This is a genomic window from Crocosphaera sp. Alani8 (assembly GCF_038442745.1).
GTDB lineage: Bacteria > Cyanobacteriota > Cyanobacteriia > Cyanobacteriales > Microcystaceae > Crocosphaera.
Genome location: NZ_JARVCN010000121.1, coordinates 25,300 through 37,815 on the forward strand (window position 1 = coordinate 25,300; position 12,516 = coordinate 37,815).

The 12,516-nt window shown below is 38.0% G+C and carries 14 protein-coding genes; 4 read left to right on the top strand and 10 right to left on the bottom strand.

Annotated features, from left to right (window positions below):
* Nucleotides 1-235: 235 nt before the first annotated feature.
* Entirely contained in the window at nucleotides 236-1,528 is a 1,293-nt protein-coding gene (locus tag P9B04_RS08675; protein ID WP_342054586.1) for a dihydrolipoamide acetyltransferase family protein, read from the top strand.
* A gap of 158 nt (nucleotides 1,529-1,686) precedes the next feature.
* On the opposite strand, the gene P9B04_RS08680 is transcribed toward P9B04_RS08675, so the two are convergent.
* From P9B04_RS08680 to ndhL, 7 genes are all read right to left on the bottom strand, one after another.
* Nucleotides 1,687-2,220: a DoxX family protein gene (locus P9B04_RS08680; RefSeq protein ID WP_342054587.1), complete on the bottom strand. Its 534-nt coding sequence runs from the start codon at nucleotides 2,218-2,220 to the stop codon at nucleotides 1,687-1,689.
* A gap of 285 nt (nucleotides 2,221-2,505) precedes the next feature.
* A complete protein-coding gene (locus P9B04_RS08685; RefSeq protein WP_342054588.1) occupies nucleotides 2,506-3,306 on the bottom strand; it encodes a WG repeat-containing protein in 801 nt (266 codons plus the stop codon).
* A gap of 20 nt (nucleotides 3,307-3,326) precedes the next feature.
* On the bottom strand, nucleotides 3,327-4,289 hold the full coding sequence (locus P9B04_RS08690; RefSeq protein WP_342054589.1) for a hypothetical protein: 963 nt from the start codon (nucleotides 4,287-4,289) through the stop codon (nucleotides 3,327-3,329).
* A gap of 148 nt (nucleotides 4,290-4,437) precedes the next feature.
* Nucleotides 4,438-4,731: a WG repeat-containing protein gene (locus P9B04_RS08695; protein ID WP_342054590.1), complete on the bottom strand. Its 294-nt coding sequence runs from the start codon at nucleotides 4,729-4,731 to the stop codon at nucleotides 4,438-4,440.
* A 190-nt stretch (nucleotides 4,732-4,921) separates the two neighbouring features.
* Nucleotides 4,922-5,716: a tryptophan synthase subunit alpha gene (gene trpA / locus P9B04_RS08700; RefSeq protein ID WP_342054591.1), complete on the bottom strand. Its 795-nt coding sequence runs from the start codon at nucleotides 5,714-5,716 to the stop codon at nucleotides 4,922-4,924.
* A gap of 73 nt (nucleotides 5,717-5,789) precedes the next feature.
* Nucleotides 5,790-6,089 carry a DUF3007 family protein gene (locus P9B04_RS08705; RefSeq protein ID WP_342054592.1) on the bottom strand — a complete coding sequence of 100 codons (300 nt, stop codon included), beginning with the start codon at nucleotides 6,087-6,089 and terminating at the stop codon, nucleotides 5,790-5,792.
* Nucleotides 6,090-6,136: 47 nt separating this feature from the next.
* Nucleotides 6,137-6,388, bottom strand: a complete 252-nt coding sequence (ndhL, locus tag P9B04_RS08710; protein ID WP_342054593.1) for an NAD(P)H-quinone oxidoreductase subunit L — start codon at nucleotides 6,386-6,388, stop codon at nucleotides 6,137-6,139.
* Nucleotides 6,389-6,572: 184 nt separating this feature from the next.
* Between ndhL and P9B04_RS08715 the strand changes: the two genes are divergently transcribed.
* On the top strand, nucleotides 6,573-7,106 hold the full coding sequence (locus P9B04_RS08715) for an NYN domain-containing protein (RefSeq protein ID WP_342054594.1): 534 nt from the start codon (nucleotides 6,573-6,575) through the stop codon (nucleotides 7,104-7,106).
* A 59-nt stretch (nucleotides 7,107-7,165) separates the two neighbouring features.
* On the opposite strand, the gene moeB is transcribed toward P9B04_RS08715, so the two are convergent.
* Nucleotides 7,166-8,338 carry a molybdopterin-synthase adenylyltransferase MoeB gene (gene moeB, locus P9B04_RS08720; RefSeq protein WP_342054599.1) on the bottom strand — a complete coding sequence of 391 codons (1,173 nt, stop codon included), beginning with the start codon at nucleotides 8,336-8,338 and terminating at the stop codon, nucleotides 7,166-7,168.
* Nucleotides 8,339-8,512: 174 nt separating this feature from the next.
* On the opposite strand from moeB, the gene P9B04_RS08725 reads away from it, so the two are divergent.
* Both P9B04_RS08725 and P9B04_RS08730 read left to right on the top strand, forming a co-directional pair.
* Entirely contained in the window at nucleotides 8,513-9,967 is a 1,455-nt protein-coding gene (locus P9B04_RS08725; RefSeq protein ID WP_342054595.1) for a folate/biopterin family MFS transporter, read from the top strand.
* Between the two features lie 24 nt (nucleotides 9,968-9,991).
* Nucleotides 9,992-11,476 (top strand): carotenoid oxygenase family protein, encoded by a 1,485-nt coding sequence (locus P9B04_RS08730; protein ID WP_342054596.1) that lies wholly within the window; start codon nucleotides 9,992-9,994, stop codon nucleotides 11,474-11,476.
* A gap of 84 nt (nucleotides 11,477-11,560) precedes the next feature.
* Here the strand turns inward: P9B04_RS08730 and P9B04_RS08735 are convergent, their stop codons facing one another.
* Both P9B04_RS08735 and P9B04_RS08740 read right to left on the bottom strand, forming a co-directional pair.
* Nucleotides 11,561-12,031: a dTDP-4-dehydrorhamnose 3,5-epimerase gene (locus tag P9B04_RS08735; protein ID WP_342054597.1), complete on the bottom strand. Its 471-nt coding sequence runs from the start codon at nucleotides 12,029-12,031 to the stop codon at nucleotides 11,561-11,563.
* Between the two features lie 279 nt (nucleotides 12,032-12,310).
* Nucleotides 12,311-12,516: hypothetical protein (locus P9B04_RS08740; RefSeq protein WP_342054598.1), on the bottom strand; the 206-nt coding region annotated here is incomplete at its 5' end.

Here is a 12,516-nt window from a genome sequence, read left to right on the forward strand (position 1 = left end):
TAATTCTTTCCTAATACTAAACTTTTTGCTACTGATAGAGAAAAACTAAAAAAATTTTGCATTATTTGGACAACCATAATCTTAAATTTAACTTCCCACAATTATCTTCAACACTGAAGAAGACCCTTTTCAGGTACAATATAAGACGGTGAAAACGCTTAAGATGAATTGCCATTGCAATGATTAGCAATTCCATCACTAAAGATTTATACAGTATATTTGGGAAGGTCGCTTCATGATTCATGATATTTTCATGCCAGCATTGAGTTCTACCATGACCGAGGGAAAAATTGTCTCTTGGGTGAAATCTCCAGGGGATAAAGTGGCCAAAGGAGAAACAGTTGTTGTTGTAGAGTCGGATAAAGCAGATATGGATGTAGAATCCTTCTACGATGGCTATTTAGCCACTATTTTAGTGGAAGCAGGTCAAGAAGCACCAGTGGGCGATGCGATCGCTTTGATCGCAGAAACAGAAGCAGAAATTGCCCAAGCCCAACAAAAAGCCCCTTCTAGCCCTCAAAAATCTCCCGACCCTACCCCACCTCAAAAAGAGGAAGTCGTTGCAGCCACAACCCCATCAGCAACGGCTACAGCTACAATTGCGCCACCCGCTTCAAGCAATGGCAAAAGCAGTCGTATTGTTGCCTCCCCTCGGGCTAAAAAATTAGCCAAACAATTAGGCATTGCCCTCAATACTGTCGAAGGCAGTGGCCCTTACGGTAGGATTGTGGCAGATGATATCGAAAAGGCCGCCGGCAAAACCCCCACCCCCCCGGCTATTCCAACTTCATCCCCTGCACCTATTTCTCCTCCTCCAGTGGCAACCGCACCGCCAACTCATACCCCTATAACCGCAGGAGAGACGGTTCCTTTAAACACCCTCCAAAAAGCGGTGGTACAAAACATGATGGCTACCCTACAAGTCCCCACGTTTCATGTGGGTTATACCATCACCACCGATGAGTTGGATCAACTGTACAAAAAATTGAAATCCAAAGGGGTGACAAAGACGGCGTTGTTAGCGAAAGCAGTAGCTGTTACCTTAGTAAAGCATCCTCTGGTTAACGCCAATTACAGCGAACAAGGTATCCGTTATCCTCAATCCATCAATGTTGCCATCGCCGTTGCTATGCCGGATGGTGGTTTGATTACTCCTGTATTACAAAATGCCGACAAAATTGATATTTATTCCCTGTCTCGTACTTGGAAAGATTTGGTAGCTAGAGCGCGATCCAAACAGTTGCAACCAGAAGAGTACAATAGCGGCACATTCACCTTATCCAACTTAGGAATGTTTGGAGTAGACCGTTTTGATGCGATTTTGCCCCCCGGACAAGGATCTATTTTGGCGATCGGTGCATCGAGTCCCCAAGTAGTAGCTACTGATGATGGTTTATTCGGTGTTAAACATCAAATGGCGGTCAATATTACCTGCGATCACCGTGTCATTTATGGTTCCGATGCAGCTGCTTTTTTACAGGAGTTTGCTAACTTGTTAGAAAATGATGTTCAATCTTTAACAATGTAAGTTCGACTGGAAATACTAACAATGTAGGGGTTAACGACAGTTAACTCCTGCGTAAAGAATTTTAGGGATAACATTAGTGATTTGATTAAAACTGTTATGAAAACCTATAAAAAAGCCCGCCTTTGAGCGGACTTTTAGTGTGGAATTTAAACAGAGTTCTAACTCACTTTTTGCGCTTTTTGACTTTTGGAAGCTTGATAGGATTTTTCCAAAGACATGACTTGCTTTGCCTTATGATCTAAAGCTTCATTATCGAATAAGTTCAAGATTAAAGCATCTATAGAGAATAAACCGGCACCGTTGACTAATATGAAAAGGAAACAGGCTGCATAGATGGCAGAAAGTTCGAGGTAAGCAACACTTAAACCTGCAACTAGAATATGATGATACATAGCAACAAGCATGGTTGAGAAAAGTCCTAAAGCAGCAGGACGAGTGAATAAACCGATGGCAACTAAAGGTGCGCCAATTAATTCTGTAAAGGCAGCTACATAGCTAAAGAAAATGGGAAAAGGAAGTCCAATGTAAGACACATAAGCTTCTGCAAAACTTTCGATGTTGCCGAGTTTATCGAGTCCGTTGTGGATCATCATTAAACCAACTACTAGGCGAAAAATAGCCAAGGCACTTTGAGAAGCAATGTTGGGGGTAACGTTGGGTTTGAAGATTAAACTAAGTATCGATGTATTCATAGTGATGGGGATGAAAAATTAAGGATTTTGCAAAACTTGATTAAGTTTTGTAAAGCAATGTTGATAATGTTTTCAGAGTTAGACAAGCTTGACGCCTTTAAATGCTTCCATTTCCTTGTGCGACTAAGTTAAGCTTTAAGTCAATACTGATGAATATAACATTTACACTTCTTAATATAATAACAAATTTCTTAAATCTTTCAACCATAACAGGAGGTAATTTTGCTCAGTCAGGATCACGAAGCTTGTGGAAGAGTGTGAAGAGAGATAGAAGAGTAGGGAAAATTAGTCACGGAAAGGGACTTTGACTTTTTCAACAACATAAGACCAAGGAATTATCACACATTTGTATAAGATAAAAGCCATAATCCCGAATATAACTTCGGACTTGTATAGAATTTTGTTCCCCATATTTAACCAATTTAAAGGAAAGAAAGTAAGATTAATCCGATAATCAAGTTTGTCACTGGCAATTATTTCCCCAGTTTGATTAATATATACCCAATGAAAATTAAAATTAACTCTTGCTAATCTTCCTGTAAACTTGTTTACTTCGTTATATTGAAAAGGAATTACTATTTTGCCAGATCTATTAACATAACCCCAAATGTTCCACTTTCTTACGGGTGCTAAATTTTCTTTGAAATCATCTACCTTGCTAAATTGTGGTGCAATAATAATTTCCCCAATATGATTAATGTAACTCCATTTATTATTGCTTTTAATTTTAGCTAAACCTTCTGAAAAATCCCCGGCATCTTGAAACTGTAAAGGAATCACTAATTCTCCTGTTGAATCTATATAACCAACTTTAGAGCCAATTCTAACTACAGCTAAACCTTCTGAAAAATCTCTCGCTGAATCAAATCGAGGAGTAACCACTATTTCTCCTAATTTATTAATATAACCCCATAAATTATTTTCATTTACTGTTGCTAAACCTTCTGAAAAATTCCCTGCAGCTTGAAACCGTAAAGGAATCATACATTCTCCTTTTGAATCTATATAACCGACTTGAGAGCCAATTCTAACCGCAGCTAAACCTTCTGAAAAATCTTTCGCTGAATCAAATCTAGGAGTAACCACTAATAGTTATCATGTTTAGCTTAGGTGTTGTCATTATTTTTTTCTAGCTGTTCATCAATCCAATCACTAATATCTAAACAATCCCAAGCAAAAGCTTTTAAGGCTTTTTCAGCTAGTTCTTGAAGTGAGAATTCTTTCCAGTAGTTTAACAAACTAAAAGGTTGGCAATTCAGGTATTTTTCAAACTCTTCAGATAATAAATTGATTAGCGAACCTTGTTCTTGTGTTAATTCATCAAACATATGGCTAGTTACATTTATAACTGATTGACTATAACAGGCTACTGATATTTCCAACTGCTCGATTAAGTCTTTTCTAACCAGTAATTTATTTCTATAATAATCAACTTCATCTGGATCTAGCCCTAAAATAAGAATAGCAAGCTGTAAATTTGCAAGACTTTGTAACTGTGTAGAAGTAATTAAATGATCAAATTTATCAATACAATAAAACTCTGGTAATTCTTGATAGACTTGTTGATAGGATTGAACTTGCTTTACTATTGATTTTACCGAAATCTCCTGGTATTTCTGGTGTTCTAACTCAGAAACCAATTGACTAAGAGTATAGGTTTCTAATTCTGGTAGTCCACTACCAGGTAAATAAATTACCTGATTAGTCCCCACAAAGTCTGCTAAAGCCTGAACATCTTTTCTCAAAGAAAGCCTTCTAATTGGGTCTAAAATAAATTCAGTCCATTTTTCACCAGCATGACGCATCACTATCATTAAGTATTTGTAAATATCTATCTCTAGACCTAAGCCATTAACAATTGACAAATCAGTTAGTTCATCCTGAGTTCTCATTTTTACATACAGTTCATTGTCTGCGCTTAACCTGAGCCAATCTTTAGGTAATACTAAATGACCATTGCCTATTGATTCAGGATAAAAATATTGAGGGACTGGCAGAGGAATCACTCTAGAAGCTATTGAATAATTATTCAAACGTTGTTGTAAATCAACTAAATTATGACGTTGCAATTGATGGTTGAGTAAAGCATAAACATGAGTAGCCATAATAAATTCCTTTTCCTTTTTCTAAATTTAATTGATCAATTCTACACGGACAAACTTACCAAGATGCTGTACTGGACTGCCATTATCTAATAATATATTATTAGTCCCAATACTATATTATTTCTCCTAATTGATTAATATAACCCCATAAATTATTTTCATTTACTGCTGCTAACCCTTCTGAAAAATCACAGACAAATTTTAAATTGGGTAAGCTTTTGAATACATATTGACCTTTGAAGTCAATATAATTCCAACAACCACTATTTTTAACTGGTGCTAAACCTTCTGAAAAATTGCCAGCTAAATCAAAACAAGGTTCGATTATAGTTTTTCCTTCTGAATCAATGTACCCTGTTTTTTGATTCTGAATAATTGGGAATAGATAGTTTGAATGTGCGACCATTTTTTTGAAGATACTTCTTAGCTTTTATCATAGCGATCTTCAATTTGACGAAACAACTTAAAATCAACTCCTAACACCGAAGTTAGGCTGATTAAATACTGCTTTCTCGGTAACAATAAAAACAGCATCTTGATTGATATTTTCTAACTCTTCTACAAGATAATCTTGTCAATTAATTGTCAAATATTAATCACCGAATAGCTTGTTTAAGACTTTGACAAAATGTTCCTAATGCCTTTAGTCCTTCTTCTGGGGTTCCTTGTGCCAACCGTTTCACAAAAGCACTACCGACAATGACCGCATCAGACCCCCAATTTTTGACCTGTAGGGCGTGTTCAGGCTCCGAAATGCCAAATCCGACCCCAATGGGCTTATCGGTGGTAAGACGAAGATTTTGCAACAATTCTTCGACTCCGGTAGCTACTTGGGTTCTCACACCAGTTACTCCTGTGACACTAACCAAATAAATAAAGCCTTGAGAGCGGTTAGCGATCGCTTGTATTCGTTCTATAGGACTGGTAGGAGCAACCAGCAGAGTTACTTCAACCCCTATCCTAGCGGCGGGTTCGAGTAAGGTTTCAGCTTCTTCTAGAGGCAAGTCAGGAACCACTAACCCTTGTACACCAGCAGTTTTAATTTGTTCTAAAAAGACTTCGACCCCTCGATAAAAAATAGGGTTATAGTAGGAAAATAATATAATAGGTGCCTTAATGTCGGGTTGCACCTCTGTAACAATCTCTAACACATCATCTAGTTTTACTCCTCGCTCTAAAGCGCGAGTTGCGGCTGCTTGAATAACCGGTCCGTCGGCCAAGGGGTCAGAATAGGGAACACCCAACTCGATGAGATCTGCTCCAGACTCATCTAGAACCCGTAACGCTTTTGCCGTGGTATCGAGATCGGGATCACCTGCAGTAATGAAAGGAATAAGGGCGCATTGTTGGCGATCACGGAGGGACTGAAAACAACCAGAAACCGATGTCATGGGGGTCAACTAGAGCTAGATTACCATTTCTCAATTTACCCTGAATAGATGCAGAGTTTGTAATCCTTAAGATTTATTGTTCTTTCTCGATTTCTTCTTGTAATTTTCGGAGTTCTTCCGGGGTCATTTCCTCGAGACGCTTTTGCAGTACAGCGTCTTCATAGTCTTTGATCTGTTGGTTGTAGGTCATGTCTTTGTTAGCTACCCGAAAAAGGTAGCTTGAAGTCCAAGCTAAAACAACCACGACTAATAACGCTTGACTCCAAACCCCTGCCGATAAACCATCGAGGCCAATGGCTTGGAATACGAGGTATAAAAGACCTCCTCCAAAAAAGACAGCTAGACTAATGGTGATGACATCAATTCTTCTCACGATGGTTTATGGAATGTTGACTAAATTATTGTAACCCGACTCGAGGGTTAAACTTGACGGCGTTTGGGACGAAAGTTCAAGAAAGGGCTAAGGAGAAGCACACCAGGGAAGAAAAAGAACATTAAGAAGTACATAAAAGCTCGCTCGAAGGAACTCGCTACGTACCAACGGCTATTGAGATAAAAATAAACAAATCCAGGCATGATTAAAAGATAAAGACCACTTAATCCTAAATACAAACCAGCAGTGATCAGGGTATCTAGGGGGAGTGAGGTGATGGTATTAATAATGGTATCCATAACAACAGTCAATAGGTAATTATGTAAGCTTTCTGCTTATATAGTAGAGGTTTTCTTAGAAATAGCAAAATCCGAAGTTTCATGAGACCATCATATTTCGCTCCCCTGTAACGTAAATTTTTTGTTAAGATTAGAGGACGTTCCGATCAAAAATCCTAACAATTTATGATAACCCCTGAGAAAAATGTCTTCTTCCACTACTCCCTTATTACTCGTCGACGGTTATAATATCATTGGTTCATGGTCTCCTCTGAAAGCGACCCGCGATCACCACGGTTTAGAGCAAGCGAGGCACGAACTGGTGGAGACTCTCATCAACTACACCGTCCACAAAGGATACAGAACTCAGGTTGTCTTTGATTCTCAGTACCAAAAGACTCCTTCCTCTGTTGAACATCATTCTAGCCATCTCTCCATCTTTTTTACGGCTTGGATGCAAACAGCAGACACATACATAGAAAAGGTATGTGCAACCTTTTTTCGTGGTCAAGAAATAGACTACAATCGCCTTATTGTAGCTACTTCTGATCGGGATCAATATCTAACGGCTATGGGTTACGGTGCAGAGTGGATGTCTGTAGAAGTTTTGGCCAAAGATATCCAATCTTCTCGTACTCAGGTTAAACGTAAACAACGGACTAATAAACGTAGTCGTGGCCGTTTGCTGTTCAACTGTTTGGATGCTCAGTCCCAGGAAAAATTGGCTCGTTGGTTGTAGTAAATGAAAAACCTACTTTAGAAAAAGTAGGTTGATTACGGAAAAATAGTTAATGTCTCTTAGTATTGAGGAACGTTAGGATCGACCTCTTGACTCCAAGCGGTGATACCTCCTTTAACGTTTGTTCCTTCTATACCTGCTTGTTGAAGAATTTTTAGGGCTTTTGCTGATCGTCCCCCCATCTTGCAATGAGCGATCAAGCGGTGTTCTCCAACCAGTTCCTTAACTTTGTCAACTCCGGTTCCCTGTTCGATATCTGGTAGAGGAACTAGAATAGATCCAGGAATACGAGCAATTTCGTACTCATTGACATTACGCACATCAATTAATACAAAAGCATCAGCACCGTGTTCCATCAATTCTTTGAGATCCGTAACACTCATTTCAGGGATGGCTAGTTTTTCCTCGGTTTCAGCTGCTTGCGCTTGAGGAATACCGCAGAACTGCTCATAATCAATTAATTTTTCGATTACGGGTCGTTCTTGGTTGGGTCGCAGTTTCAACTCCCTAAAGCTCATATTCCAGGCATTGTAGAGCAGTAAACGACCACTGAGGGTATCTTTTGCCCCTAAAATAATTTTCAAGGTTTCGGTAGCTTGGATAGTGCCGATAATACCGGGTAATACCCCTAAAACACCCCCTTCTGCACAGGAAGGAACCATTCCAGGTGGGGGAGGTTCGGGGTATAAGTCGCGGTAGTTAGGACCACCTTCGTAGTTGAATACGGTTGCTTGACCTTCAAAGCGGAAAATTGACCCATAGACGTTGGGTTTGTTCAATAATACGCAAGCATCGTTGGTGAGGTAGCGAGTGGGAAAATTATCGGTTCCGTCTACGATCACATCGTAGGGTTCCATAATTTTGAGAGCGTTCTCAGCAGAAAGACGGGTTTCGTATAAATCTACCTGACAAGCAGGGTTTATTTCTAAAATACGGTTTTTTGCTGATTCTATCTTTGGCTTGTTTACCCAAGAAGTTCCATGAATAATCTGACGTTGCAAGTTAGAACTGTCAACAATATCAAAATCAACAATCCCAATGCGTCCAATACCAGCTGCTGCCAGGTATAGTAAGAGGGGAGAGCCTAAGCCACCAGTTCCGATACAGAGAACACTGGCTGCTTTTAAGCGTTTCTGACCGTCCAGCCCCACTTCTGGCAAGATAATGTGGCGCGAGTATCGTTCAATTTCTTCTTTATTGAGTTCTATTGCTTCTAAATTAGGGTTCAGCATAGGCGTTGTCATTCATTGACCTAGTAACGCACGGTTTTTTTGAGGGGCGCAGAATGTTATTTTAGCAGACTTTATTAACAGTGAACAGTAACAAATAAACTTAATCGATAACCGATAAGCAATAACCAATAACTGATCTATGATAGATAAAGTTATAAAACTTTACCTATCTTCATGAGTGCGACGTTTTCTGGCCTGAGACAAATTAAAAAGACATTTACACAAACAGTATTATTCGGCAATAAACCTAGTGCTGAATTATTTGCAATCCTGAGCGTCTATTTTGTTCAAGGAATCTTAGGTTTAGCCCGTTTAGCTGTAAGTTTCTTTCTCAAGGATGATTTAGGTTTAACCCCGGCACAAATGGGTGCGTTGACGGGTATTGCGGCAATTCCTTGGGTAGTAAAACCGATTTTTGGGTTGATTTCGGACGGTTTACCGATATTTAGCTATCGTCGTCGTCCTTATCTGGTGATTTCTGGACTATTGGGCAGTTTATCCTGGGTATTGTTGGCTACAGTAGTGGATAGTGCCTGGTTAGCCACTGTCACTCTTCTATTGACTTCTATTTCTGTCGCTATCAGTGATGTTATCGTTGACTCCTTGGTAGTAGAAAGAGCCAGAAAAGAGTCTTTAAGTCAAGCAGGATCTTTACAATCCTTAACTTGGGGAGTGTCAGCTTTTGGAGGCTTAATTACGGCTTATTTAAGTGGTTGGTTATTAGAAAAATTTAGCAACGAAACTGTATTTGAAATTACTGCTATTTTTCCTTTTATAGTTTGTTTAGTTGCTTGGTTTATTTCTGAGGAACCTATTAGCAAAGATGAGTTAATTTCTCAACAAAATCAGTCCTTAGTTAAGCAACAAATAAAGCAGGTATGGCAAGCTATTAAACAGAAGTCTATTTTATTACCAACTGCGTTTCTTTTTCTTTGGCAAGCTACTCCTAATGGTGACTCAGCTTTCTTTTATTTTGCTACCAACGAATTAGGGTTTGAACCAGAATTTCTTGGTCGAGTTCGTCTGGTAACTAGCGTTGCTGCTTTGTTAGGAGTATTGGTGTATCAAAAGTTTCTTAAAAATGTTTCTTTTAGAAATATTTTGGGTTGGAGTGTGGTTGTTTCTTCTGTTTTGGGTATGACCACATTAATATTAGTTACCCATACCAATCGACTATTAGGAATTGATGATCATTGGTTTAGTTTAGGAGACAGTTTAATCTTAACCGTTGCCGGTCAAATTGCTTTTTTGCCAATTTTAGTATTATCAGCTAGATTATGTCCTAAAGGCATAGAAGCAACTCTGTTTGCTTTGTTAATGTCCATTACTAATTTAGCGAATTTATTATCTCATGAATTAGGAGCTTTATTGACCCATTGGTTAGGAGTTACGGAAACTAACTTTAATAATCTTTGGTTACTGGTGATTATTACTAATTTATCAACTTTATTACCTCTACCTTTGGTAAAGTGGTTGCCGAACAACGATCCACAGACTCAAGTGGAAGAGAAGGAGATAAATGTAAATCATACAGGTGAAGCTTACGAAAAACATCCTTTAGGTACAGTTTCTAATGATGACATAATACCCGAAGTCATTCCTGAATTTGTCATTCACAACAAAAAGTAAACTATTCTAGAAATCAAAAATCCTATGACCGCATTAATTAACAAAAACGAAGAAAATTTATCCTACAATCGTCAAGAATGGAAACAAGGGTATCAGTCTCAACCTAACGAATACGATTATTTTATCGAGGACATAGAAGGAAAAGTACCTGATGAATTACAGGGAACTTTATTTAGAAACGGGCCAGGTTTATTAGATGTACAAGGAACACCAGTACAACATCCTTTTGATGGGGATGGGATGATTTGTTCAATCTCTTTTTTACCTAACGGAAAAGTTCATTTTCGTAATCGTTTCGTTCGCACAGAGGGTTATGTGCAAGAACAGAAGGAAGGGAAAATGGTTTATAGGGGGGTATTCGGAACCCAAAAACCGGGGGGATGGTTAAACAATATTTTAGATATAAAAATCAAAAACATTGCTAATACTAATGTTATTTATTGGGGCAAAAAGTTACTGGCACTTTGGGAAGTTGCTGAACCTTACAGACTTGATCCAAGTACATTAGAAACCATCGGTATTGACTATTTAGACGGTGTATTAAACCCAGGTGATTCTATTGCAGCTCACCCACGTTTTGACCCTAGTTCTGAATTAGATCAAGGTCAACCTTGTTTAGTTAATTATTCTATTAATCCAGGACTTTCTAGTAAGATTACTATCTATGAATTTGCTCCAGATGGTAACTTATTACGTCGTCATTCTCATGCTGTTCCTGGATTTTCTTTTATCCATGACTTTGCCATTACCTCTAACTATTGTCTCTTGTTACAAAACCCTGTTACCTTTAATCCTGTGCCTTACCTTTTAGGGTTTAAAGGTGCTGGAGAGTGTGTTAACTTTCATCCAGGAAAACCTAGTAAGTTAATTATTATTCCCCGAGATCCAAGTAATAAAAAAGTAAAAATTTTAGAAGCAGATTCAGGGTTTGTTTTTCATCATGTTAATGCTTTTGAAGAAGGAAATAGTATTTATTTGGATTCTATTTCGTATAACTCTCTTCCCCAAATTCAACCCGATGGAGATTATAGAGAAGTAGACTTTGAAAGTCTAGATCCTGGTCAAATATATCGGTTTAAAATTGATTTAGATCAAGAAACTGTTGAAAAAGAAATGATAGAAAGTCGTTGTTGCGAGTTTCCTTCTATTAACCCTAGTAATGCAGGTAGAAACTATCGCTACTTATTTATAGGAACTGCTCATAAAGATCAATGTAATGCTCCTTTACAGGCTATCCTTAAACTAGACCTATTAACAGGCAAAAAACAGATACATTCTTTTGCCCCACAAGGTTATGTTGGAGAACCAATTTTTGTGCCTAAACCTGATTCAACCAATGAAGATCAAGGATGGGTTTTAGTAATGGTTTACGACGGGAATAAACACCGCTCAGATATTGTAATTTTGGACGGGGAGAACTTAGAAAAAGAACCCATTGCCACATTACATCTGAAACATCATATACCCTACGGACTCCACGGAAACTGGACATCTGAGCTTTTCAGTTAATAAAAAGTAGGAACAATTAATAACTTGTCCCTACTTTAATTAGCCAGTTTTCATGGGTTAACTATCCTGTCCAACTGCCTACATTTAAGCTTTCGATAGAACTGAATCAATTACTTTATTGTCCTTCTGCTTCTCTAACGTTTCCAATATAGTATGAATTTTGGTAAAATCATAGGGAAAAGGTGGTTTCATCGGTCTATAATCTAGAGGATGGGACTCACCATGACGTAATACAGCATTGACCAATAAACAATTTTCTGAACTCAAATTAATTGCTCCGTGAGGAACCCCTGGAGGTATGGTAATCACTTGGGGATTGTGTTCGCTTAGGGGAATATAATGATACTGTTTATTATGGAGTGCAACTAAAACAAAACTGCCTCGAACAACTAATAATTGATCGGTTTGAAAATGATGCACAAACAACTCATCAATAGTCCCACTTGGAACTTGCACAACCATTGTTTCATCGCTGGATTGTGGGGTGTAGAATTGTGCCATTCCCCCTTGTATGGATTCGAGTTTTCGTAAAGATATTCCTGGTTTTAAACTCATATTATTTTTCGTTTTTTCTCTTATACATATATTTTAACAATTCTTTCCGTAAGAATGTGTAAGAAAAATTACACATAAACTCAATTTTGTAATAAATGAACAAATAATAATATTCTATTCCTCTGGGAATCCTACTGAAATAACCTTGTGACTACTATTATTTTTAATCCGATAATTCAAAAACTATAAAAAATCTCCAATCAAGTAATAATTCTTAAGGAAAATAAACATCTCTGTGACTCCTATACAACCTATAATCGTAACCATCTCAATTGTGGATTAAATAGCCAGGAGAAGGAGTATGAAACATCCAATAAAAGGCTTGTTGTTCCTGATAATTTGCGTATACTCTATCACATTGTTCATAACACCAGCCAACGCCACCGTTAAACTAAATGGCAGATTTTTAGCCAACAAATCCTGTGAAGCATTAGACCTCTTGCAAAAGTGTTTCATGGTATGATTAAAGGTTATCCATTTTTGGA